We start from the raw sequence: 24,638 nt of genomic DNA, 5'->3' as shown, positions 1-24,638 counted from the left end.
TCACCCCTATTCTTTCATATCTTAGCTTAACTTAACAATTTACGTTCTAAACGGTCTAGCTTTCCGCGCAAAGATCCGTCATAAATTCGATTTCCAATACGAAGGCGGATGCCGCCAAGCAGGTTGGAATCGACGATATTTTCAATTCTTAGTGATTTTTTGCCAATTTTCGCAGCAAATGTCGCAGATAATGCTTCGCGCTCAGCATCCGTCAACTCACGTGCGCTGTACACTTCCGCTTCTGCTATTCCCATTGCTTCATTTGCCAGTTCAAGGAACTGGTCGGTTACTTCCACAATTTGGTCCTCACGATGACGATCAATTAAGACCAATACCGTATTTAGAACAAACACATTCACTGATGCAAAAGCATTTTTCACAATCTCTTTTTTCTTATCAATTGTAAGCTTTGAAGATTTAAGGACAGCTTTTAAATCAGAATTGTATTCCAATACTTCCTTAACTACACGAAGGTCCTCTTCTACTTGACCTAGAATCTGCTGTTCATTAGCAATTTGAAAAAGAGCGGACGCGTAGCGTTTTGCTACCAATGTGTTGCTCATCGTCCTTCTCCTGCCTCTTTAATGTATTCGTTAATTAGTGCATCTTGGTCTGCATTTGTTAATTCTTTTTCAATTACTTTAGAAGCAATTAACACAGACAAGGAAGCAACCTGTTCGCGAATGGCAGCAACAGCTTTTTCCTTTTGCTGTTCAATTTCAAGCTTGGCAGCTTCTTTCAGGCGTTCTGCTTCAGCCCGGGCCGTCGTAATGATTTCTTCACGCTGCAAGTCGCCTTGCTTCTTCGCGCTTTCAATTAAGTTTTGCGCATCATTACGTGCTTCTTTAAGAAGGTTACGCTGCTCTTCGATAAGATTTTTCGCTTCTAAACGGCTGTTTTCTGCCGCAGTAATTTCATTAGCGATATGCTCTTCACGTTGTTTCATAATGCCCATTAATGGACCCCACGCGAATTTTTTAAGCAAGGCTAACAAAATGATAAATACGATTAGCTGGAAGAAGATATCTCCAGTATTAATGTGGCCGCCGCCTTCAGCCGCAGTGGCCAATACAAAACTGCTAGTTAACACCCTGGGTTCACTCCTTTCAAGAGTTGCTAAAACGTTGGAAAACAATCAATCTAATGAAACAAACATAAATGAATGGCGAAGGTTTGGTTATCTTCGCCACCTAAATTTTCAAATTTTATCGGTTTAATACCATGAACGCAATAACTACCCCGATAATCGGAAGGGCTTCAACTAACGCAACCCCGATGAACATTGTAGTTTGAAGCATACCACGTAATTCAGGCTGACGAGCCACACCTTCTACTGTACGTCCTACGATAAGACCGTTACCAATACCTGCACCAATTGCTGATAAACCAATTGCGATCGCTGCTGCTAAAATACCAATTGAACCTGTCATTTCTTTTTTTCCTCCTTAAATGTATGAAAACATAATATTTTTTTATTTTTGTTCATGAGCATGAACGATTATTTTAATGGTCATGACTCACTTTATGAGCCATGTAAACCATTGTTAACATTGTAAAGATATAAGCCTGGATGGAGCCGACAAACACAGAGAAACCTTGCCATACTAATGTCAACGGCACTGCGGCGATGGTACCGGCAATTCCTTGGTGGGCCAGTCCTGCTGCTAAAAGTGATAACAGCAATTCACCCGCGAAGATGTTACCGTAGAGACGCAGACCAAGTGTTAATGTGTTGGCAAATTCTTCAATAATCTTTAATGGAAACAGGAATCCCATCGGGCTGAAGAAGCCTTGTGCATATCCTTTGAAACCTTTTAACTTTACACCGTAATAATGGGTCAGACCCAAGATCATCACAGCAAGAGTTAATGTTATGATTGGGTCAGCTGTTGGTGATTTCCACCAAAGTGTTCCATCAATCACAACTGAAAATGGCAAACCTAACATATTGGATACAAAGATATACATGATGAGTGTGATTCCAAGGATGTGAAATCTTCCTCCATCCTTCCAATCCATCGTGCTGTTGATGATGCCTTTCACGAAGTCCATCACCCATTCAAAGAAGTTCTGCATCCCTGTTGGTTTCATTGCCAGCTTGCGTGTCGAAAGCACGGCGATTAGAAAAACAATGACACTTGCTACAGTGATCATTAAAACGTTAGCGCCATTAAACCATAACCCCAAGAATTCAAACTCAGGAGTTTTATGTTCCATATGTACTCACCTCACTTCCCCTTTTTGTGTACATGTATTGCATTGTAGAAATAATCTATCATAATGACAATATAGGATGTCATTAGTCCTATCACGTAAGTAAAAATATTAAAATATTCCGGGTACTTTATGGCAATTGCTGCGCCAATACCCGCTGTCGCCATCCTTGATAAGGAACCTAGCGATCGGGGTTTTTTCCCCGCTGATACTTGTTTATCGAACTTCTCAGTCTTCCTTACCAGCAGTAAAAGGTTAAGAAAACCAAAGCATGTCCCCAATATCAACCCTAGAAAGATCGTATGGTACGAAGTGAAGCCCCAGCCAAGAACATAAATGGCCAGCAAGTAGAATATCCATTTCTTTTGCCTGTTGTACATGACTCTGAAATCTGGCATTATTGTTTATCTCCTGAATAGAAATGGCGGATTGAAAGAAGCATAGAATATGTCCCCGCTGCCAGTCCCAAAAGCAGTCCGATTATTAAGAAAATTGGTTCTGTACCCCAATGCCGGTCGAGCCATCTGCCAGCAAAAATACCGATGAGAATGGAGCCGACTAACTGGGAGACAATCGCAGACATTAACGCCATTGCTTGGAATGGGTTGCGGTTATTTTGACGCATATAGTCACATCCTCACTCTGCAGAGAATGTTAAACGGGCAGGTGACAAATTCATTCCATAAAAACTATCTTTATATAGATAATTCGACATGAAAACCCTATCATTGATACCCTTAGTTAGCATACAATAGCCACTTGTCAATGTCAATGAATTTACGTGAATTATACCACAATCTACTATTAATAATTTCTGAATGTTTGACACCTTTGTTACCTCTTTTATTGTATTGTAATTTTTGTATTTTTTTTGGCTAATTTGTGTCCATTTTGTGAACTTTTAATCAAATTTTAATCTAATTCTAATAAAATATTTTTTTATTGTCTAGTATTTGGTAGAAAAACGACCCTTTATTTCATCAAAACGGACAGCCTGAAAAATGGGTCATCACTACATTAAAATAGCTGGAGCTTTTTTTGTGCTCCAGCCCTCTGACACTATTCCTCCATCTTATCGATCATAATCATCCTTTCGATGAAATCCTCTTTCCCTGCCTTCTTGGCAAATATCTTTATTAGATAGGTACCCGCTGCCGGGAGCTGCTCTTTTCGAATCACCTTGCGCAACTGTCCTTTTTTCACATTTGTTTCCGTATCTAAAAAGCCGACAAAACGGTAATCATCCGGATTAAACAAAGCAATCCCAAATTCCTCGGCACCACCCGGCAGGTACACCTCATAACGGTATTCACCCGGGCGATCGCCATACGCAAAATCAAAACCCATCACCCGTGGATATCCCGGCTCCTCGAGCACATACAGATAAGGAATTTGAATCAACTCTGACCCAGCCTCGAGCTGAAGAAAACCATCATGAATCTTCTGTTTAAACACCTTAGGGTCAACTTGCAGCTCGACAGGAATTTCCTTGGACTCCTTTGGTCCGAGCGTAAACGAAAAAGGAAATCGCCAGCGGACCCCTTCTACTTGGTAAGGAATTCGAAAAGAATAGCGCTGTGTCTTCGCACTCGTGTTTTTAATTTTCAATAACGCCTTATGGCTGTCATTCTCATCGCTATATTTGCCAAAGCGAAGACTGCTTGGGGTAACGAGTGATGTAGTCTGAATCGCCTCGTCCACCTGAATCCTTCCCGCCCCTTGCTCATATGTTCGGTACAAAGCACTTGGATTTGGCCCAATTGGTTTAGCGGTATTCATCAGCGCTGCCTTAACCTCTGCCGGCGACCAATCCGGGTGCGCCTGCTTAATCAACGCGCATGCCCCCGCCACATGCGGTGCGGCCATACTCGTGCCTTGTAATGATAAGTAACCGCCTGGAATCGTCGAATTAATTGCGACCCCCGGGGCGACGATATCAGGCTTAATATCCCATGTCCCCGTCACCGGGCCGCGCGAGCTGAAGTCTGCGAGCCGGTCCCGCTCTTCACTGACCAATACCCGTGCGGTCACACGATGATTCGTTATTTTTTTTTGTAAAATAACTCCGTCACCCTTAGCGAGCGCTCCAACAGGGAGGGTCATAGGAGTATCGAGATTTCCCATGAAGCTCCCGCTCAAATTGTTATAGATCAATACGGCTTTGGCCCCCGCTGCATAGGCGTTTTTTACTTTTTCGGTAAACGTCAGTGTGCCGCGCTTAATTAGCACCATTTTGCCTTGGACGTTGTGCAGGTCCTCCTTGCGGCCGATGCCGCCGTCCGCCAATTCAAGGGAGCGGTCCAGGCCCCAGTTACTAGAACCCTCCAAGGGCTGAATCCGAATCCGATTTCCTTCTATTAATAAGGTAGGAATTTCCATGTTCGGTGTCGATGCTCCAACAGAGATTGCCTTGGAGGCCGTACCGGGGGAGCCGACTGTCCAGACATTTGGACCAGAATTCCCAGATGCTGCCACGGCGACAATTCCTTTGTCAACGGCACGATTTAACGCAAGGGAGATCGGCAGGTCGGGCCCGTTGATATCATTTCCGAGGGAAAGATTGACCACATCTACTTTGTCTTTGATCGCCTGTTCAATCGCGGCAAGGACCTGCTCAGTGGTACCGCCCCCGCCCGGCCCCAGCGCACGGTAAGCGACAATTTTAGCCTCAGGGGCAACGCCCTTTATTTTCCCATTGGCAGCAATGATCCCGGCCACATGGGTACCATGAATCGTGGCTTTGCCGATGGCGAGGGTTTCCATTGGGTCTCGGTCATTATCAACAAGATCGTGGCCTCCGGCATAATTACTTTTTAAATCAGGGTGCGTATAGTCGACCCCGGTATCAATGACCCCGACGGTGATGCCTTTGCCGGTGAGGCGCTGATTTTGATGATCAAAGATACGGCGCACCTCTTCCCCGCCAATGATTTTGACGCTTTCTTCTGTCTCTGCCTGGTATTTGGCGACTGGCGATACGGTTAGGACGCGCTCTTGTTGGCCTAGCCTCGTGATTGCCTCAGGGCTGCCCTCGATCGAGAAGCCATCGAGGGCCTCATGGAAAATTCGGCGCAGCTTTATGTCTTGATACGGGTTGATTAGACGGTTAATTTCCTGTTCAGATTGCGGTTGTTTGAGAACCACAATCGCGACTTGGTTAGATGTTGGAATCGGCGGGTTGATGAGTACGGTTGAGGTTTGTAAAGTGAGAAGAATGGATAACAGCCATTTCATTTATGATTCCCCTTTTTCCTCATAGCGTTTTCTTTGAGGGAGGAAAGTATGCAAAAAAAGCCGAGCATCGCTGCTCGACTTTTTATTTCGTACCAAACAACCGGTCACCGGCATCGCCTAAACCTGGGACGATGTAGCCATGGTCATTTAATTTCTCGTCCAAAGCCGCAATGTAAATATCCACATCTGGGTGAGCAGCCTTCACAGCCTCAACACCCTCAGGGGCAGCAATTAAACACATAAACTTAATATTCTTTGCACCGCGCTTTTTCAATGAGCGAATTGCTTCAATAGCGGAACCGCCCGTTGCCAGCATCGGATCTACCACAATGAAATCACGCTCTTCAACATCACTCGGAAGCTTAATGTAATATTCCACTGGCTGTAAGGTTTCAGGGTCACGGTATAAGCCGACATGGCCTACCTTCGCAGCAGGGATTAGTTTTAAAATCCCATCAACCATTCCGATTCCAGCACGGAGGATTGGCACGATGCCAATTTTTTTCCCGGAAAGAACCTTTGATTTTGCCGGGCACACGGGTGTCTCGATATCGATGTCCTCTAGCGGCATATCTCGCGTGATTTCGAACGCCATCAAGGTTGCAACTTCATCCACAAGTTCGCGAAATTCCTTCGTTCCTGTATTTTTATCACGTATGTAAGTAAGTTTATGCTGGATTAATGGGTGGTCGAAGACGTATACCTTTGCCACAATAATCGCCCCTTTTTCAAAAATTAATCATCGCCTCATTTTACAGAAAAAAGACTCATAGAGCAACTTATGTCCTTTGGCTTGAAAGACAAAAAGTAGCGTGAATATTCTTTCTAAGAGGAAGCACGCGGAGGTGGTCTCTAAAGCTTTATTATTAGGGGATTGCAGGGAATTATTCATCTTGATTTGCGGTGGCTGATGCAGATATAAGAATTGGCCTCCATCTGCAGATGAAGGCCAATTTTTATAAAACTATTAATACTCTGGATATAGGGTGAATTTATTTGTTAATGCTTCAACGCGGCCACGTGCCTCGTTCAGCTTCGCTTCATCTTCATGGTTTTTCAATGTGAAAGCGATGATAGACGCAATTTCGTCCATATCTTCTAAGCCAAAGCCGCGGCTTGTCACAGCTGCTGTACCAATCCGGACTCCGCTGGTTACGAATGGGCTATTTTGGTCAAACGGAATCGTGTTTTTATTAACGGTAATACCGACTTCATCCAACACATGCTCTGCAACTTTCCCCGTTAAGCCAAGGCTTGTCACATCGACTAACAGCAAATGATTATCCGTACCGCCAGAAACTAGCTTTAACCCTTCATTTTGCAATGACTCCGCTAGGCGCTTCGCGTTCGCAATAATGTTTCCTGCATATTCTTTAAAGCTATCCTCCAGTGCTTCACCGAAGGCAACAGCTTTTGCTGCGATGACATGCATAAGCGGACCGCCTTGGATACCAGGGAAGATCGACTTATCAATTTTCTTGCCAAATTCCTCTTTGCAAAGGATCATCCCGCCGCGAGGTCCGCGTAAGGTTTTGTGTGTCGTTGTCGTAACAAAATCAGCGTATGGAACTGGGTTTTGATGTAAACCAGCCGCCACAAGTCCAGCAATGTGTGCCATGTCGACCATCAGGTAAGCCCCAACTTCATCCGCAATCTCACGGAACTTAGCAAAATCGATTTCGCGTGGATAAGCACTCGCGCCGGCAACAATAAGCTTTGGTTTGTGAGCTATCGCTTTTTCGCGGACATCATCATAATTGATACGGTGAGTTGTTTCGTCCACACCATATTCAACGAAGTTGTATTGAACGCCGCTGAAGTTTACTGGGCTTCCGTGTGTTAAGTGTCCGCCGTGAGAAAGGTTCATCCCAAGAACGGTATCGCCCTGCTCGAGGATCGTGAAGTAAACAGCCATGTTGGCTTGTGCCCCTGAATGCGGCTGAACGTTTACATATTCTGCACCGAAAATTTGCTTCGCACGTTCGCGGGCAAGATCTTCCACCACATCGACATATTCACAACCGCCATAGTAACGGCGTCCTGGATATCCTTCTGCATACTTATTGGTTAATACAGAACCTTGTGCTTCCATCACTGCTTCACTTACAAAGTTTTCCGAGGCAATTAATTCAATTTTCGAACGCTGACGTCCTAATTCTTGTTGAATTGCTTTAAATACCTGCTCATCCGCTTGAGACAAATGCTTCATCCTAAATCCCCCTTTTATGTAAAACACCAATAAAATTCAAAATTCGAAAATTCCTTCTTCATTCTAACATATCTTTCGGAATTTGCCACCCTAAACTCTATAAAAATAGGAGAAATGGTATCATCCACCATTAATAACCGAACAATAGTGCTAACGGTGCCTGTCACCATTAGCATTACGAGCAGCTGTTATTCTCGGTGTTTTTTTCGTAGACGGCGCGCGCGCCTCCGATTAGTTTGGGACGTGCTTTGGCCAGGGTGACAAGGGCATGTCCGACGCTTTTTTGCTTGACGCGGACGGGCACGGCAACATGTTTTAAGTGCATGCCGATTAGTGTTTGGCCAATGTCAATGCCGGCCTCGGCCTTTACGAATTCGACCACTACTGCATCCTCAAGACCTCCAAAAGCATAGGTGGCCATCGCACCGCCAGCCTTACGGACGGGTACAACGGAAACCTCCTCATAGCCCCGCTCGAGAGCTACGGAGCGTTCGATAACCAATGCCCGGTTTAAATGCTCACAGCATTGGAAGGCGAGCTGAATTCCCGTCTCCGCTTGGAGTTTTTTAAACTGTTGAAAGATCATTTCCGCTACTTCAATCGTCCCGGAGGTGCCAATTCGTTCGCCAATGACCTCACTCGTACTGCAGCCGACAACAAGCAGCTGCCCAGGCTTCAGTTCCGCCTGTGCTTGAAATTCACCTAAAATTGCTTCAAGCTCGATTTCCCAATCTTGAATCATAGCTATACCTTCTTTCAAGCTGTGCTTAGAGGTGTGTTTTCTCGTAGTCCGTGATTTTTCCAATCCGGTTCGCATGACGGCCGCCTTCAAATTCTTCCGTCAGCCAAATCTCAGCAATATCACGGGCCAGTCCAGGTCCAATGACGCGCTCACCCATTGCGAGCATATTGGTATCATTATGGGCACGCGTTGCGCGGGCACTGAATGTATCATGAACAAGGGCACAGCGGATGCCTTTTACCTTATTGGCTGCAATACTCATCCCAATCCCTGTTCCACAGATTAAAATCCCGCGGTCAAACTCGCCGCTCGCTACTTTTTCAGCTACAGGCAGTGCATAATCCGGAAAATCCACTGATGTTTCACAATCACAGCCAAAGTCTACGTAGTCAATCTTTAGTTCCTCTAGTAATTTGGCGATTTCCTTCCGTATATTGACGCCGCCATGATCTGACGCTAATGCCACCTTCATAATAAATCCTCCTGTTCCATTTCCCAAAATTCAAAAAACTATCGTTACAAACAGACGCCAACTTCCGCTGCCGCAACTCTTAGAATAATCTGTTTTCATTTTGACACACCGACTCAAAAATTTAAAGCAGAAACCTTCCTCGGTTCAGAGATTTAAAGCAAAAATAATAGCCCTCTTTTTCATAAGAGAGCTCTACCTTTTTTATTAGTGGTTAGTTTTTTCAAAAAAGCTTTTCGCCATTCGCAAATCACTATCTTTTAAATTTTTCAATTGCTTTATCAATTAATGTTTCTAATTCTTGATAGGTCTCCTCGTAGACTGCGAGACTGCCGCCGTACGGGTCGACAACATCCAGATTGCCGGTTTCACCGGTATACTCTTTCAACGAAAACACCTTCATTACCGCTTGAGGAAACTGCTGTTGAATCGCAAATTTATGAGAGCTTGTCATCGTTAAAATGAGGTCAGCCCACTCAACGGTCTCCGCTGTTAACATGTGTGAGCGATGATTATGCGGTACCTGATTGTCATTGAGTACCTGCTTCGCATGAGCGGATGCCTCACTGCCGTTTGCCGCATAAATCCCTGCCGATTTTACCTCCACATCGGTAAGCTTTTTATTTTTTAAAATAGCTTCTGCCATTGGACTCCTACATGTATTTCCAGTACAAACAAACAAAATATGCCGCATTTTACTCGCCACCTTCCCTTACCATTTTACCCTGGAATTGGTTAAATGAACCAAACCTTTTTTAAAAAAGGACCTTCTCCCGTCTTGAAAAAGGGCTGAACCACAACAGGACAATTACCTGTCGGACGAATCGCCGTTCTGTGGGATTATGTAACAAACCTTTGTATCCATTAAGCACAAACCAGTGATTATACGTTAATTCTAGCAAATTGGGATGGATTTTTAAAAGATTTATAGTTCATTTTACCAGAATTGCGTAAGCAGTTTTATTCCAAACGCAAGTAAAATCGTGCCCCCCAAGGCCTCGCTGTACGTCCCGAGCCATCCCTGAACTTTTTTGCCGAGCAAGAGGCCCGCCCATGTCTGCACGGTGGCAACAATACCAAAGCATAAAAGAACCATAAACGTTTTCGCCCCGTAAATCCCTAAGGTCAAACCGACGGAAAAGCTATCAAGACTCACACTCAAGGCAAATAACAGTAAGCCGAAGCCTACTGGTGAGATGACCTTTGCTTCTTCTTGTTTCATCGTCGACCAGATCATTTGCACCCCAAGGACCATGAGAAGCAGCCCACCAATTAGGGTAGCAAAGGTGCCGAATTTTTCTGATAGAAATTTTCCTGCTATTAGGCCTAATAGCGGCATCCAAACATGGAATAAGCCGATTGTCAGGCCGATATTAAAAATTTTCCTCAGCCGCAGTTTGTACATTCCCATGCCAAGCCCAACCGAGAAGGCATCCATCCCAAGCGCAAATGCCATTAATAATAGTGTAATGAGTTCGCCAAACATTTCTGACATTGATCTCCGCCCCCTTGGACTAACTATCCTAGCCTATGCACGTCCAAGGGGATTTAGAAGTAAGAAAAGCGCAAGCGCCTTGGTCAGCGGCGTATGGCCTGGAGTGCTCCAACTGAGGTAAAGGAAAATCGAAAAGCGGAGGCGCCTTGATCAGGGGTCAGGGGCGACAGGCATAAGACGAGACGGCGAGAGGGCTGCTCTTTAGCCTTCTTGACGGATTGGCTTAGACCTAAGAGCCCCTAGGCGCTGGAGCTAGACAACACGAAGAGCGGCAGCTTTTTCGTGTTGACTTATCGTAGGGCGGAGCGCGAAGGCGTCTCGCCGCTAGGGCGCTGGAGCTGGACAATTCTCAAAGTCAATTTTTATACTTTCTTAATCTTTAAAAAAGCACCCGTCCCCCGAGGGAGACCCTGGTGCTATTCGGTGATGAGCTTATGGCCGGCTGCCTTTTGCAGACGGTTCATGATGGCATGTCCAACGCCTTCATTCGGGAAGATTTCACTATAAATAATATCGACATTGCCTTGGTTGAAACTTCGCAGTGTATCATATAATGCAGCCGCCACCGTTTCAAGCTCGGCCCGTCTGCCACACGAAAGAATGACATCCGCCTTGTAAAAATGGTGATTTTCTTCGGTTGTCAACACGCCAACCCGAAGTCCTTCCTGCTGCTTCTCCAACACTAATGTTTGAAGAAATTCTTTCGGACCTGCCACCATATAAAGCGGGGCATTTGGCGCGTAATGGCGGTATTTCATCCCCGGTGCCTTTGGACGTGCCGCCTGGTCGTTTAAGGCCGCATCTTCACGGACTTCCCCAACGACCGCCTTAAGCTGCTCCATTGTCACGCCGCCTGGCCTTAAGATGACTGGAACTCCCTCACTGCAATCAACGACTGTTGATTCAACGCCGACTCCAGTCGCACCGCCATCCAACACACCGGCAATTTTTCCATTTAAATCATCCAGCACATGCTCCGCTTTCGTCGGACTCGGCTTTCCTGAGCTGTTGGCACTTGGTGCGGCAATCGGAAGTCCACAGGTTTTCAACAAAGCCAGTGCAACCGGGTGATCCGGCATCCTTACCGCAACGGTAGAAAGTCCGACCGTTGCCTTCTCTGACAGAATGCCGTCTTTCTTTTTAAAAATAATCGTCAGCGGGCCTGGCCAAAAGGCATCCATTAATTTAGCGGCCGTTTCCGGAACCTCGGTTACAAATCTACTAAGCTGCTTACGGTCGGCAATGTGAATGATTAAGGGATTATCACTAGGACGTCCTTTCGCAGCAAAGATTTTAGCCACCGCTTCATCACTTTCAGCGTTACCGCCCAAGCCGTAAACGGTCTCTGTTGGCAGAGCGACCACTTCATTGTTTTTTAAAAAATCGGCTGCATCCACAACCTGTGGATTACTTTCAAGATTATCCACATATTTATCCACTTTCCAGATGTTTGTGTTCATAGTTATCCACCTTTATTGATGACGAAACTTTTATCGAATTTTGGCGAATTTACGCGGAAAAACTCCTATCTTTTCACCTAGTACGTTTGAAAGTATAAAAGAAGGTGGGTATAAATACAAGTTTTATCCACAAATTGTGTATAAGTTTGAAGAAAAAGTGGATAACTTTGTGGATTAATCCACAATTATAGTGAAAATTTTAAAAATAATGAGTTATCCACATTTAAAACGTGTCGAATATGCTCAGAGGAATAAAATTCTGTGGGTAACGCTTCCCGTTCAATTTTTTGAAAGCCCATTAATTCAAAAAATGGCAAAGCCACACTTTTATTTGTTGCCAAAAACAAGCTTTTCATCCCTTTTTCTTTCGCTAATTTGACCATTTGATCAAAAAGAACAAAAATTTCATTATCAGCCTGCCCTGGAGAAACCACCAGCGAACGCAGCATTCCATGATCCTCAAATGCCTCCATGCCGAGCGAACCACGGATTGTGCCATTTTCGTTTTCTAGCAGGAGAAAATAGTCAACCGTTTCTGCAGTTAGTCCATCGGTCCCAAGATTAGCTCTTGTCAAAAACGCCTGTAAACTCTCTAAGTCCTCTTGATTAGCCCTGCGAATTAATGCCTGCATCCCATCCACCTCGTTTAAAAGATTCTACTCTATTACTATGAAAAACTAGAGATAATAGAACAGGAGGATGGGTAATTTCATTAAAAAAACTAGTCCGGGGCTGGACTAGTTTTAGTTAAACATTTTCTCCCACATTTCTACCACGAAAAACTTAACTTTTACTGGTTCTTCATCTTTAGCTGTGTATAAGGGAGCTTCTTTCTTTACTTTCTTCTTCGCCTTTTTCACTTCTTCTACTGGTTTCTTCACGTTTTGTACTTCTTTAGCCAAGTTTTCAGTATTAACCTCTTCTACAACCGGCTGCTCTGCTTTTACTACATCTGCTGGTTTCTTCATTTCTTCTACAGATTTTTGGGGCGCTTGAATCAACTTTTTAACAGGCTGTTCTACTTCTTTTACGGTCGCAGATTGTTTTTCTACCTGATCGCTTACTTTGTCTTCATCTTGTTCTTCTTCTCCAACTGCTACAGGAGAAGATGTTACTGCTGCCTTTTCTGTTTGAAGATCATCCTGCTTTTCTTTTTCACTAACAGTTTCTGCTTTTGCTACGTGTTTTTCCTCAAAGCCATCGCTGACGGCAACACCATTTGAAAAATCAAGGAAGCATAACGGCGGGTATAATACGCACCACCAGTTCGCGCCTTCGCCTTTGCCTAATGTAATCAGAATCGCTTGATATTCGCCGGCTGGGTATAAGTATTGGCCATATAATTTGGTTGGAAACTGAACTTTTCCAAACTCAACCTTTACTGACTGATTCGATCCTTGTTCATGTACTACTTTTTCAGCAATATCTTGAATTTCAGGAAGCTTGGCATTGATGACCTTCCTTGCTTCGTTCATGGACGTTAAATCCTGTACCCACAGGGTAATTTGTGCATTAACCGCGTCGCGGACCTTGCGTTTGATTGCTTGGTCTTGTTCAAAATCACTGTTTGCCAAAATCCTCAAGCGAATCGCTTCCCCCGGAATAACAATTGATTCCTTTGCTGCCGCTTCGGTCTTTGGCATATATAAATTCAACATTGTTCCCAATGATAAAATGACTAAGTATCCCCAAACTATTAGTTTCCCTCTCATCTCTAGCAACCCCTTTGCCCTTCGATATTTTCATTGTGGACAAAGAATAAGAATCTTAAACTAGTAAATTGGAAAAACTCTATTAAGTTTTTTGCTGGCAAAAATTTATCTTCCTGATAGGAGAGGGCTATTGGACAAAATACAAGATGGCTAGTGTGTTTTTGTCTAAAAGCAGCAGCTCTATAGGACAAATTTCATTTGAAAAACGAAGATTTGTCCATTGGAAGGACTCTATGGGACAAAATTCATTTGCTACCTCTCCAATTTGTCCAATAGAAAGGCCCTATTGAACAAAAATTCATTTGCACCCTCTCCAATTTGTCCGATAGAAAGGCCCTATTGAACAAAATTCATTTGCTACCTCTCCAATTTGTCCAATAGAAAGGCCCTATTGAACAAAATTCATTTGCTACCTCTCCAATTTGTCCAATAGCACGTTGTATGGATCTCACGAAGGAGTTATCCACAAGGTTTGTAAATTTACCGTTTTACGATAAATAGTAAAAAGAGTGTTAAACCAGGTTCGGCTTAACACTCTTTAATTTCGGCAAAAACCATCCGATCCCTGCCATTAATATCATTAACGATTTCGACATTCACCTTTGGAAAGGTTGTTCGGAACAGCTCTGCTACCGCCTCTCCCTGCCCCATGCCGATTTCAAAACAGACAAGCGCAGTTGGAGCCAAGACATGTGGCAGATCCTCCATAAAACGCCGGTAGAAATCCAAGCCATCCTCGCCCGCAAACAGGGCCCGATGCGGCTCATGCTCCGTTACCACCTCAGACATCGTAGCCCTATCAGCGGCCGGAATATAAGGCGGATTCGAAACCACCACATCCAGTTTCTCTCCATTGGCGATAAACGGTCCAAGTAAATCCCCTTGAACAAAGCTGACATCCGCTCCAAGCCGGGCCGCATTCTCCCGCGCCACAGCAAGCGACCCCTCCGCAATATCGGTGCCTATCACCCTTAACACTTGCTTCACAGTCCTATTGGTGCCTATCACCATTTGCACTGTCGACGGATGGTATTCTAGTTGTAAGGTGATGGCGATGGCGCCGCTTCCTGTGCCGATGTCGGCCAAGCGGATTTCCTGGTGGCTGGTGAAGATCTTCTTCATGCGCAGGAGTGCCCCGTAGACGAGTTCTTCTGTTTCCGGTCTCGGAATGAGAACTTCCTCATTGACGTTGAAGGTCCGGCCGTAAAATTCTTCAGAACCGATCAGGTATTGGACAGGAACTCCTGCTTCCACATGGGCCCGAACCGCCTTTTCAAATGCTTCCCAGACGCTCGGCTCTAAATTCTCACGCATATTGGCAAACAGCTGCGCCCGTGACATGCCAGTAAAATGCCGGAGCAAAAGTTCACCGGCGTTTTCATTACGACCCGCTTCCACTAAAAAAGAAGAAGCCCATTTTAGGGCCTCGAATACTTTATTACTCATTAGATGCTTCTTCCAGTCTTCTTGCCTGTTCATCCATAATCAACGCATCAATGATTTCATCAAGCTTACCCTCAACAATTTGGTCTAATTTTTGAAGTGTTAAGCCAATGCGATGATCGGTTACGCGATTTTGCGGGAAGTTGTAGGTGCGAATTCGTTCTGAACGGTCACCAGTTCCAACCGCGGATTTACGAACCTGATCATATTCAGCCTGCGCTTCCTGCTGGAACTTATCATAGACACGTGCACGTAATACCTTCATCGCTTTGTCCCGGTTCTTATGCTGGGACTTTTCATCCTGGATTGATACCATGATTCCTGTTGGAAGGTGTGTCAAACGAACGGCTGACATCGTCGTGTTAACGGATTGTCCGCCCGCACCGCTTGAAGCAAAGGTATCAAAGCGGATATCTTTATCATGGATTTCATATTCAAACTCTTCCGCTTCCGGCAAACATACAACCGTTGCAGTTGAAGTGTGAATCCGGCCGCCTGATTCTGTTTCCGGTACACGCTGAACACGGTGGGCGCCGCTTTCAAACTTTAATTTAGAGTAGGCTCCTTGACCATTAATCATAAAACTGATTTCTTTATAGCCGCCCAGGCCTGTTGGGCTGGCATCAATCAGGTCTGTTTTCCAGCCCTGCGCTTCCGCATACCGGCTGTACATCCGGTAAAGCGTACCAGCAAACAATGCAGCTTCTTCCCCGCCAGCTGCACCGCGGATTTCAAAGATAACGTTTTTGTCATCGTTTGGATCCTTTGGAACAAGGAGAATTTTCATTTTGGCTTCAAGCTCTTCGATTTGGGCCTCAAGCTCATTGACTTCTTCCTTCACCATTTCACGCATTTCGGCATCAAGCTTCTCTTCAAGCATCGCCTTTGCATCCTGAAGCTGCTCACGAGCCTCTTTATACTGGCGGTAGGTTTGTACAGTTTCTTGTATATCACTTTGTTCTTTTGAATATTCACGAAGTTTCTTTGAATCATTAATAATTTCTGGGTCGCTTAAAAGTTCGTTCAACTTTTCGTAGCGATCTTCCACGGATTGAAGACGATCAAACACAGTTCATTCACCTCGAGTTTTAGTCCATAACATTCTAATTATAGTATAGGTGAAAACCCCCGTCAAAACCAAATTGAGGGAGAAATATTTTATCTTAGACCAAGCCCTTTTTTTGGAACAAAAAAACATGCCCTAAAATCAGAGCATGTTACCTGCGGTCCTCCTGGACGCGGACTTCAATATTATAACGCGGGAGTGCCTTTACCAGTTTCCGATGAAGGCGGGCTTCCGCTTTATTTCTTGCTTGATCAGAAAGCATCCCTTTTTTGTAAACAGTTACCCACATCCGGTCGCCGTTAATCCAGACAGAATCGGTTCTAAACTCATTCGTATGGGCAATGACTTGTTTTGCTTTGTTGATATCATTGCCGTGATTGGTCGCACCAGCTTCGCCACCGCTGCCTGTCCGTTTCAAATCAAGAAAGTTTGGATTTTGGTTGGTGATATCATCTTCAACCATATGCTGTTTGTTCTTACGGCGATCACTCATACTATCAGGTCCACCATTGTTCTGGCTGGACATGTTATTGTGTTGTGGATTATTGTTACGGAGGTCATTGGCCGAACGATCATTATTTTGTCCCTGACAGCCGCTGACGATTAACAAAAACATGATACCCACGAGAGACATCCATTTTTTTAACATTATTACACCTCCCATTACTATCATGCCCGGACCTGAGTTGTAATCAGCAAGAGAAATCTTACCAAAGACTTGTCTAAATGGGAGTAATAATCTGGAGTATCGTTAATTCCGTGGACTTCCAGTTTATTTCCGTGAATTTTTTCGATAATTCCGCGAAAAACGGCCAAAATTCCGTACAAAAACCAGGTTATCCCGTGAACTTTTCTATTTTTTCCGCCAACTCTTCAAAAATTCAAACATCCACCAAGTAGACCCACAAAAAAACTGCCTGAGAACCAACTCTCAGACAGTGTTAACGGTGACAGGCACCATTTATCTTATTTGTACATTGCTAACCACGTTTTCGGTGATAGGCACCAACAGCGCATCACCATCAACTTACCGTGATGTGACGGGTGTTGTCTTTGGGACTTCGTGGTGGTGACGGCAGCGCGGTTCGTATGCTTCGGAAGCACCTACTAATATAACCGGGTCATGGTAAGAGGCTGGACGGCCATCAATCAGCCGCTGTGTTCTGCTGGAAGGTGAACCGCACACAGTACAAACAGCCTGAAGCTTTGTTACTGATTCAGCTACTGCCATTAACGCCGGCATCTGTCCGAACGGCTCGCCGCGGAAATCCATATCAAGCCCGGCGCAAATCACACGGTGGCCGCTGTCTGCCAGTTGTTGAACAACCCGGACAATTCCTTCATCAAAAAACTGAACTTCATCTATCGCAATAATATCGATATCCGCCTCTACATGATGAAGAATCTCGATAGAATGGGAAATTGGCGTCGCATGAAAAGAAGAGCCATTATGGGATACAACTGACTGCTCACTGTAACGATTATCAATTTTCGGCTTAAACACAGCTATATTTTGTTTTGCAAACTGAGCCCGCCGAACCCGACGAATCAATTCCTCTGATTTCCCGGAAAACATACTGCCACAGATAACCTCTACCCATCCGCTTTGTTTCATTAAATACATAAACGGCGTCTCCTTCCTATAACGAACCCTATAACGATCTATATTATGCTTTAAGCTGAATTCTCGACTATATTTAAGTATTTTTCTTGCATATCTATGTCATTCAACTAATTTTTTTCAATAAAAAACAGGCAAGCCATAGGTTCTCTTGCCTGTTCCCTGAGTAATTATTGTTGTTGTGACTTAAGGCCGTATTTTTTGTTGAAACGGTCAACACGTCCGCCAGCTTCAGCGAATTTTTGACGACCAGTATAGAATGGATGACATTCTGAACAAGTTTCAACACGGATCTCATTTTTTACAGAACCTGTTTCAAACGTATTACCGCATGCACAAGTCACCTTTACCATTTTATAATTAGGATGAATTCCTGCTTTCATTTCTTTTCAGCTCCTTCCGCCCTGAATCATTCGAAACAGAGTTATATAAATGCCTGCCTTTACAAACAAGCACCAATTACATAAAAGACACTGCACCCATTATAACAAGGGTAACATAATTTTGCAAGTTGGGATTTGTTGGTTTTTTTAAGACCCGCGATAAATATGGTTGTTGATTTCCGCTTTAGACAATTGCTTTCCGCAGGCGTGCCGGGGAGCCTCCTCGGCCAGTTCCTCCCAAAGGAGTCGAGCGCCTTCCGCTCCAGTATAAAAACTTCTACCTTCTAGTCTTCAACTCTTCCCCTAATTGGGCGAAAAATTCTTCATTCGACTTCGTTTGGCGTAATTTTTTCAAGAAGCGCTCCGCAAAATCAGGTGAATCTGACATCGATTTACGAATTGCCCACAGCTTATCCAAATGATCCTTCGGAATAAGTAATTCTTCTTTACGAGTACCAGAACGGCGGATATCAAGTGCAGGGAAAATACGGCGCTCAGCCAGCCCGCGATCAAGATGAAGCTCCATATTACCGGTCCCTTTAAATTCCTCATAAATGACATCATCCATACGTGAACCCGTATCGACTAATGCCGTAGCGAGAATCGTCAAGCTGCCGCCCTCTTCAATATTACGGGCCGCCCCGAAGAAACGCTTCGGACGGTGGAACGCTGCCGGGTCAATACCGCCAGAAAGCGTCCGGCCGCTTGGCGGAATAACTAGGTTATAGGCACGCGCTAAACGCGTAATACTGTCCATCAAAATAACAACATCACGTTTATGCTCAACCAAACGCATCGCCCGGTCAAGAACAAGCTCAGCCACTTTAATATGGTTCTCAGGAACCTCATCAAACGTTGAGCTAACAACATCGCCGGCAACAGAACGCTCAATATCAGTTACCTCTTCCGGACGTTCATCGATTAACAGTACAATTAACTCGACATCCGGATGGTTGGTCGTAATACTGTTGGCAATTTCCTTTATCAGCATCGTTTTTCCGGCTTTAGGCGGGGCTACGATAAGACCACGCTGACCAAAACCGACCGGTGCCACAACATCCATAATCCTCGTCGACAAATGCTTCGGCGTTGTTTCTAACTTCATTTGTCTATCTGGATACAGCGGAGTTAAAGCTGGGAAATAAACACGTTCTTTCGCTGATTCCGGGTCTTCCCCGTTGACTGCTTCCACATGGAGCAAGCCATAATAGCGCTCATTTTCTTTTGGAGGTCGAACCTTACCGGACACCTTGTCCCCATTGCGAAGATCAAAACGGCGGATTTGTGATGCGGAAATATAAATATCCTCTGAGCTCGGCGAATAGTTAATTGGCCGTAAAAATCCAAAGCCCTCTGATTGGATTATCTCGAGTACACCTTCCATGAAGAAAAAGCCCTGCTGTTCGGCACGAGATTTTAAAATTGCAAAAATTAATTCTTTTTTCGTTAATTTGCTGTAATAGGTGACTTTATACTCGCGAGCAAGCTCATAAAGTTCCTTCAGCTTCATATTTTCTAAAATTGAAATAGTTAATTCCATTTGTACACCACTCTTTAAAATTTTTCCAGCAAATCCGCTAGTTGAAAGCGGGAGATTGTCCAGTTAGATAATATTTAGAAATTAGAGGAATTGAAATAGAAGTAGATAAAAGAAATGAATAGGATTGCAGAACATATACATAATAAAAACAATTACTATTTTACCCTTTGTACAAAAAATTAATCAACTAAAAAATAATAATTCCATTACTGGTAATTATTTCTTACCCCTGCTAATTAAACGAAGAGACTAGATGCATTAATCTAGCCTCTTCCGTATGGTGCCTGACACCTTTTGTACTGTCTACATCTACTTTATTTAATTACTAGATTTGGTTTCTTTTTGAGGCTGTGGCGCCCATCGCTGAATCGGACGCAGTAAGACGCGTGCGTCTTTTATGTGTTCTTAAGCTGTTCGAGCTCGTCCTTCGTTAGTGCTTCCCGCCAAATAGTGGCACCGAGTCCATTGAGTTTTTCAACTAAATTACTATAACCGCGGTCAATATGCTCAAGACCGGTCACTTCCGTAACTCCTTCGGCCAATAGACCAGCAACTACAAGGGCCGCTCCGGCACGCAGATCGCTTGCCTTCACCTTTGCACCTTGGAGCTGGATTGGACCGTTAATAATTGCAGAACGACCTTCCACCTTAATATTAGCATTCATTCTTCTTAGTTCATCAATATGTTTAAAACGGGCACCATAAATCGTATCAGTAACCACGCTTGATCCTGAAGCTTTCGTTAAGAGAGTCGTAAACGGCTGCTGCAGGTCAGTTGGGAACCCAGGATAAACGAGTGTTTTGATATCAACCGCTTTCAAGTTGACCGAACCATCAACAAACACTTGGTCATCACTCGTCTGAATCTGCACACCCATCTCACGAAGTTTAGCAATCAATGATTCTAAATGCTGCGGGATGACGTTATCAACTAAGATACCTTCGCCGACAGCGGCTCCAATAATCATATACGTTCCTGCTTCGATCCGGTCTGGTATGATCGTATGCCGGCAGCCGTGGAGCGTGTCGACACCATCAATCCGAATGACATCCGTTCCGGCACCCTTTATTTTCGCGCCCATATTGGTTAACAATGTGGCAACATCAATAATTTCCGGCTCCTTTGCAGCGTTCTCAATGATCGTCCGGCCTTTAGCGCGTACGGCAGCCAGCATAATATTAATAGTTGCTCCGACACTGACTACATCCAAATAAATTCGGGCACCGCGCAGTTCGTCTGCACGCAAATAAATCGCACCTTGTTCATTGGTGATTTGAGCTCCCAGTGCTTCAAAGCCTTTAATATGCTGGTCAATTGGTCTTGGGCCAAGATGGCAGCCGCCAGGCAAACCAATCACGGCCTTTTTAAACCGCCCCAGCATCGCTCCCATTAAATAATAAGAGGCACGCAGCTTTTTAACCTTTCCGTTTGGCAGCGGCATCGAAATCATCGTTGAAGGGTCAACCGTCATTTCCTCATCCGTCATGGCGACTTTCCCGCCGATCTCCTCAAGCAAATCCTTTAAGATTTCCACATCAGAGATATTCGGCAAACCCTCGATCGTTACGGGTGATTCTGCTAAAATGGTTGCTGGTATGAGGGCTACGGCACTATTTTTAGCTCCACTGATGCGAACTGTCCCTTTTAACGGATAACCGCCCGCAATTTTTAGTTTTTCCATTACTTGACTCCCTTCTAAGCCCACGAAAGGTCACGAATGATTGTCAGCACGATACTTTTATTTTAAGCACAGGCACATTGCTCTAGCTGCTCTAAGCGGCTGAATTAATGGTGCATCTGCTTTAGTTAAAAAGTCCACAGGTACCAAGCGAGGCTATAGGTATATTTTTCCAACACAAAAAGTCAAATTCCGACAGCTTGTCTATCATTAGTTTACACGAAAATTCCAATTTCATGTATTCATAATAAAAAAATTTATCCCAATTTGTAAAGCAGCCGTGAGTGTCTGTTTTTGTTGTGAAAAATGGCGGGAGTTTTCTAAGGTGAAAAAATTAGGCGTCTGTGCGGTTGTTCCAGTCTTTTAAGAAGCCTTCGATTCCTTTGTCTGTTAATGGATGTTGGAACAAACCAATTAAAACCTTATAAGGAATCGTTGCTATATGTGCGCCTCGTAACGCAGCTTCTGTTACATGGATTGGGTTGCGGATGGAGGCAGCAATGATTTCACTTTCTAAACCGTGAACAGCAAAGATGTCAGCTATTTGCGAGATTAGCTCTAAGCCATTTTGGCCGATATCATCCAGTCTGCCAAGAAATGGTGATACATAGGAGGCACCTGCTCGTGCTGCTAATAATGCTTGGTTCGCATTGAAGATTAAGGTTACGTTCGTTTTAATGCCTTCTTTTGAAAAAGCATGACAGGCTTTGATTCCGTCTGGTGTCATCGGAACTTTTACGGTAATGTTTGGTGCGATGGCTCCCAATTCTTTCCCTTCGCGAATCATGCCTTTTGCATCAAGTGAGATGACTTCAGCGCTGACGGAACCTGGAACAAGTGCAGCAATTTCTCTAATACGTTCGTGAAAAGATACACCTTTTTCTTTTGCGACAAGGGATGGATTTGTGGTAACGCCTGATAGTAAGCCAAGTTCATGGACTTCTCGGATTTCGTCTAAATTTGCCGTATCAATAAAAAATTTCATCGAATCTCCCCCGTTTTCGACTAAATTTTCAGACTTCTATTTACAGACATAAACCGCCCCTATAAAAGGACGGTTTTCAGTTTTTATAAAAGTCCCGGTAAAATCCAGAACCAATAGACAGTTATTACGCTCTGCCTGCAGAACCGAATTCGCGCATTTTGCCGATTACAGTTTCTTTGATAGCGTCACGAGCTGGACCTAAGTATTTACGTGGATCGTATTCTTCTGGTTTTGCCGCTAATACTTCACGAACCGTTCTTGCAGAAGCAATTTGGTTTTCAGTGTTTACGTTGATTTTTGCAGTTCCAAGGGAAACAGAACGCTGGATGTCCTTTGTTGGGATACCAGTACCACCGTGTAATACTAATGGCATGCCAGTAAGGTTACCGATTTCTTCCATTTCTTTGAAACCAAGGTTTGGTTCACCCTTGTATGGACCATGTACAGAACCTAATGCAGGAGCTAAACAGTCGATACCAGTACGTTTAACCAACTCAACACATTCCTGAGCGTCAGCATAGATGATGCTTCCAGAAACGTCATCTTCTTGTCCGCCAACTGTTCCTAATTCAGCTTCAACAGAAACGCCTTTTGAGTGAGCGTAATCTACTACTTTTTTAGTAATTTCTACGTTTTCTTCAAATGGATGATGGGAAGCGTCAATCATAACAGAAGTAAAGCCTGCATCGATTGCTTCTTTACATTTTTCAAAGCTTGAACCGTGGTCAAGGTGAATAGCCACAGGAACTGTTACGTTTAAGTCCTCCATTAGGCCTTCAACGATTTTAACAACAGTCTTAAATCCGGACATATAACGAGCAGCACCTTCAGAAACACCAAGGATGACTGGTGATTTTTCTGCTTCTGCAGCCATTAAGATGGCTTGTGTAAACTCCAGGTTATTTAAGTTGAATTGCCCTACAGCGTAGCCTTCTGCTTTCGCTTTGTTAAGCATGTCTTTCATTGATACTAAAGGCATTTCTCTTCCTCCTTATATTAGGTCGGATATCATTTTTACAGAGGTCTTCCATAAAAGGTTTTCCCTCTGATTTGTCAATTATGTATAAATCCAAATGATATACAGCCTGTTAAAAGTTCATATGTATCATAACAAAAGAAAAGAGGAAATGCCATCATTCGAGCACGTTTTTTGAAACTGTCACAATGAAAGCGCACCCATCAAAAATCGTCTGCTTCAGTGCTTTACTTTTTGAAAAAATACCATTTTTTAGTTTGTTTTTTGCGGAATATGTTTGCGGACAGCCGCACGGATATCGTCAATATCAAATGGCTTTGCAAAATGGGTTAGAGCTCCAAGGTCTTTGGCTTCTTGAATCATATCCAATTCACCGTAGGCGGTCATGATGATGACGCGAATCTCTGGATCGATAACTTTCATTCGTTTTAGAATTTCAATACCGTCCATTCCGGGAATTTTCATATCCAAGAGGACAAGATCCGGATGATGATTTGTCACGATTTCTAGTGCTTGGACTCCGTTTGCAGCCTGAAATGTTTGATAACCCTCTTTTTGGAACACTTCATTTAGCAAGATACGAATGCCAAATTGATCGTCGACAATTAAAATTTTCTCTTTCATAAACGCCACCTCTTTCTTCTCTTTCTCTTTTACTTGTTATATTTCTACCTTAAGAAATAAATATCCTGCCTAAAGTTTTATATTTATTTGTTATTTTACAATTGTTTTTGGGTTACGCCAGAAAAAAGTTTATAATAAGTGGCGTACAAGGAGGGTTAAAATGTTAAAAATGTTTACCACCCAATTAACGGGGGTTTTTAAAAAAATAGCAGAAAAAGAGGAATTTTCATTTGAGGATGGCGCCCGCCTGCTCGCCCAAGCCCCTGCAAGTGACGGTTCTATCTATATTTATGGCACAAGGGAAATGAAGGCGGTCGAATTTGAAGCGGTAGAAGGGGCTGAACCGTTACAGGCGGCTAAGGTGTTAAGTGAGGCTGAGATGGACGGGCTAAGTGATGCTGACCGTGTCTTGTTGTTTTCTAGATTTTCTAATGATGAGCCTGCACTCAAACTGGCCCAGTTGCTCCGTGAAAAGATGATCCCTTTTGTTGCGGCTTCCACTGTAACTGAGCCCTCAGATCAGAACTTATCACAATTAGCCGATGTCCATATCGACTTGCGGTTAACCAAGGGGCTGCTTCCCGATGAGATTGGAAATCGGTATGGTTATCCGGCTGCAATGGCGGCGTTGTTTACCTATCACGGCTTAAAATTTACGATTGATGAGATATTAGCGGAATATGAAGAGTAGAACAGGGCCTTGGCGGGCCCTGTTTTTTTTTGATTGGCTGGATTTTTACGGCTCGTTGGCTTATTTCCCGGTAAATTTATCTTTACGATTTTTTT

27 protein-coding genes are annotated in these 24,638 nt (G+C 44.0%); 1 reads left to right on the top strand and 26 read right to left on the bottom strand.

Annotated elements, in window-relative coordinates; genetic code table 11:
* Positions 1 to 26: 26 nt before the first annotated feature.
* The 26 genes from ACZ9EE_RS17015 to ACZ9EE_RS16890 all read right to left on the bottom strand — a co-directional run bounded on the left by ACZ9EE_RS17015 (position 27) and on the right by ACZ9EE_RS16890 (position 23,852).
* Positions 27 to 563 carry a F0F1 ATP synthase subunit delta gene (locus tag ACZ9EE_RS17015; protein ID WP_476028815.1) on the bottom strand — a complete coding sequence of 179 codons (537 nt, stop codon included), beginning with the start codon at positions 561 to 563 and terminating at the stop codon, positions 27 to 29.
* Positions 560 to 1,090, bottom strand: coding sequence for a F0F1 ATP synthase subunit B (locus ACZ9EE_RS17010; RefSeq protein WP_476028813.1), 531 nt, complete (start codon positions 1,088 to 1,090; stop codon positions 560 to 562). Before ACZ9EE_RS17010 ends, ACZ9EE_RS17015 begins: the two co-directional genes overlap by 4 nt.
* Positions 1,091 to 1,205: 115 nt before the next feature.
* Positions 1,206 to 1,430, bottom strand: a complete 225-nt coding sequence (gene atpE / locus ACZ9EE_RS17005) for a F0F1 ATP synthase subunit C (protein WP_335561034.1) — start codon at positions 1,428 to 1,430, stop codon at positions 1,206 to 1,208.
* Between the two features lie 73 nt (positions 1,431 to 1,503).
* A complete protein-coding gene (gene atpB / locus ACZ9EE_RS17000; RefSeq protein WP_476028811.1) occupies positions 1,504 to 2,217 on the bottom strand; it encodes a F0F1 ATP synthase subunit A in 714 nt (237 codons plus the stop codon).
* Between the two features lie 11 nt (positions 2,218 to 2,228).
* Positions 2,229 to 2,612: an ATP synthase subunit I gene (locus ACZ9EE_RS16995; protein WP_476028809.1), complete on the bottom strand. Its 384-nt coding sequence runs from the start codon at positions 2,610 to 2,612 to the stop codon at positions 2,229 to 2,231.
* Entirely contained in the window at positions 2,612 to 2,839 is a 228-nt protein-coding gene (locus ACZ9EE_RS16990; protein ID WP_476028807.1) for an AtpZ/AtpI family protein, read from the bottom strand. Before ACZ9EE_RS16990 ends, ACZ9EE_RS16995 begins: the two co-directional genes overlap by 1 nt.
* A 434-nt stretch (positions 2,840 to 3,273) precedes the next feature.
* Positions 3,274 to 5,448 (bottom strand): S8 family serine peptidase, encoded by a 2,175-nt coding sequence (locus tag ACZ9EE_RS16985; protein WP_476028805.1) that lies wholly within the window; start codon positions 5,446 to 5,448, stop codon positions 3,274 to 3,276.
* 82 nt (positions 5,449 to 5,530) lie between these two features.
* The gene (gene upp / locus ACZ9EE_RS16980; RefSeq protein WP_476028803.1) at positions 5,531 to 6,160 is read right to left on the bottom strand and encodes a uracil phosphoribosyltransferase; all 630 of its coding nucleotides are present in this window, start codon (positions 6,158 to 6,160) and stop codon (positions 5,531 to 5,533) included.
* Between the two features lie 255 nt (positions 6,161 to 6,415).
* Positions 6,416 to 7,657 carry a serine hydroxymethyltransferase gene (glyA, locus tag ACZ9EE_RS16975; RefSeq protein WP_476028801.1) on the bottom strand — a complete coding sequence of 414 codons (1,242 nt, stop codon included), beginning with the start codon at positions 7,655 to 7,657 and terminating at the stop codon, positions 6,416 to 6,418.
* A 175-nt stretch (positions 7,658 to 7,832) separates the two neighbouring features.
* The gene (locus ACZ9EE_RS16970; RefSeq protein WP_476028799.1) at positions 7,833 to 8,399 is read right to left on the bottom strand and encodes a TIGR01440 family protein; all 567 of its coding nucleotides are present in this window, start codon (positions 8,397 to 8,399) and stop codon (positions 7,833 to 7,835) included.
* A 25-nt stretch (positions 8,400 to 8,424) separates the two neighbouring features.
* Positions 8,425 to 8,871: a ribose 5-phosphate isomerase B gene (gene rpiB, locus ACZ9EE_RS16965; RefSeq protein ID WP_476028797.1), complete on the bottom strand. Its 447-nt coding sequence runs from the start codon at positions 8,869 to 8,871 to the stop codon at positions 8,425 to 8,427.
* 250 nt (positions 8,872 to 9,121) lie between these two features.
* A complete protein-coding gene (locus ACZ9EE_RS16960) occupies positions 9,122 to 9,562 on the bottom strand; it encodes a low molecular weight protein arginine phosphatase (protein WP_476028795.1) in 441 nt (146 codons plus the stop codon).
* Between the two features lie 243 nt (positions 9,563 to 9,805).
* On the bottom strand, positions 9,806 to 10,363 hold the full coding sequence (locus ACZ9EE_RS16955) for a manganese efflux pump MntP (protein WP_476028793.1): 558 nt from the start codon (positions 10,361 to 10,363) through the stop codon (positions 9,806 to 9,808).
* 416 nt (positions 10,364 to 10,779) lie between these two features.
* On the bottom strand, positions 10,780 to 11,823 hold the full coding sequence (locus ACZ9EE_RS16950; RefSeq protein ID WP_476028791.1) for an L-threonylcarbamoyladenylate synthase: 1,044 nt from the start codon (positions 11,821 to 11,823) through the stop codon (positions 10,780 to 10,782).
* Between the two features lie 185 nt (positions 11,824 to 12,008).
* Positions 12,009 to 12,455, bottom strand: a complete 447-nt coding sequence (locus ACZ9EE_RS16945) for a GNAT family N-acetyltransferase (RefSeq protein ID WP_476028789.1) — start codon at positions 12,453 to 12,455, stop codon at positions 12,009 to 12,011.
* A gap of 111 nt (positions 12,456 to 12,566) precedes the next feature.
* Entirely contained in the window at positions 12,567 to 13,535 is a 969-nt protein-coding gene (spoIIR, locus tag ACZ9EE_RS16940) for a stage II sporulation protein R (RefSeq protein WP_476028787.1), read from the bottom strand.
* A gap of 528 nt (positions 13,536 to 14,063) precedes the next feature.
* On the bottom strand, positions 14,064 to 14,981 hold the full coding sequence (gene prmC / locus ACZ9EE_RS16935) for a peptide chain release factor N(5)-glutamine methyltransferase (RefSeq protein WP_476028785.1): 918 nt from the start codon (positions 14,979 to 14,981) through the stop codon (positions 14,064 to 14,066).
* Positions 14,974 to 16,047 (bottom strand): peptide chain release factor 1, encoded by a 1,074-nt coding sequence (gene prfA, locus ACZ9EE_RS16930; RefSeq protein WP_476028783.1) that lies wholly within the window; start codon positions 16,045 to 16,047, stop codon positions 14,974 to 14,976. The genes prmC and prfA overlap by 8 nt, the downstream gene beginning before the upstream one ends.
* A gap of 148 nt (positions 16,048 to 16,195) precedes the next feature.
* Positions 16,196 to 16,693 carry a hypothetical protein gene (locus ACZ9EE_RS16925; RefSeq protein WP_476028782.1) on the bottom strand — a complete coding sequence of 166 codons (498 nt, stop codon included), beginning with the start codon at positions 16,691 to 16,693 and terminating at the stop codon, positions 16,196 to 16,198.
* Between the two features lie 378 nt (positions 16,694 to 17,071).
* Entirely contained in the window at positions 17,072 to 17,668 is a 597-nt protein-coding gene (locus tag ACZ9EE_RS16920; protein WP_215045460.1) for a thymidine kinase, read from the bottom strand.
* A gap of 167 nt (positions 17,669 to 17,835) precedes the next feature.
* Positions 17,836 to 18,048 (bottom strand): 50S ribosomal protein L31, encoded by a 213-nt coding sequence (gene rpmE, locus ACZ9EE_RS16915; protein WP_160724203.1) that lies wholly within the window; start codon positions 18,046 to 18,048, stop codon positions 17,836 to 17,838.
* A gap of 277 nt (positions 18,049 to 18,325) precedes the next feature.
* Positions 18,326 to 19,588, bottom strand: coding sequence for a transcription termination factor Rho (gene rho / locus ACZ9EE_RS16910; protein ID WP_476028779.1), 1,263 nt, complete (start codon positions 19,586 to 19,588; stop codon positions 18,326 to 18,328).
* Between the two features lie 395 nt (positions 19,589 to 19,983).
* Entirely contained in the window at positions 19,984 to 21,270 is a 1,287-nt protein-coding gene (locus ACZ9EE_RS16905; protein WP_476028777.1) for a UDP-N-acetylglucosamine 1-carboxyvinyltransferase, read from the bottom strand.
* A 331-nt stretch (positions 21,271 to 21,601) separates the two neighbouring features.
* Positions 21,602 to 22,252: a fructose-6-phosphate aldolase gene (gene fsa, locus ACZ9EE_RS16900; RefSeq protein WP_476028775.1), complete on the bottom strand. Its 651-nt coding sequence runs from the start codon at positions 22,250 to 22,252 to the stop codon at positions 21,602 to 21,604.
* Positions 22,253 to 22,376: 124 nt separating this feature from the next.
* Positions 22,377 to 23,231, bottom strand: a complete 855-nt coding sequence (locus tag ACZ9EE_RS16895; protein WP_235741611.1) for a class II fructose-bisphosphate aldolase — start codon at positions 23,229 to 23,231, stop codon at positions 22,377 to 22,379.
* 249 nt (positions 23,232 to 23,480) lie between these two features.
* Positions 23,481 to 23,852: a response regulator gene (locus ACZ9EE_RS16890; RefSeq protein WP_335502835.1), complete on the bottom strand. Its 372-nt coding sequence runs from the start codon at positions 23,850 to 23,852 to the stop codon at positions 23,481 to 23,483.
* A gap of 160 nt (positions 23,853 to 24,012) precedes the next feature.
* Here ACZ9EE_RS16890 and ACZ9EE_RS16885 point away from each other — a divergent pair, with 160 nt between their 5' ends.
* A complete protein-coding gene (locus ACZ9EE_RS16885) occupies positions 24,013 to 24,543 on the top strand; it encodes a DUF2529 domain-containing protein (protein ID WP_476028773.1) in 531 nt (176 codons plus the stop codon).
* Positions 24,544 to 24,638 lie beyond the last annotated feature (95 nt).

The sequence above is a fragment of the Bacillus sp. URHA0034 genome (genome assembly GCF_056280405.1).
This window is presented reverse-complemented; position numbering and strand designations above follow the sequence as displayed.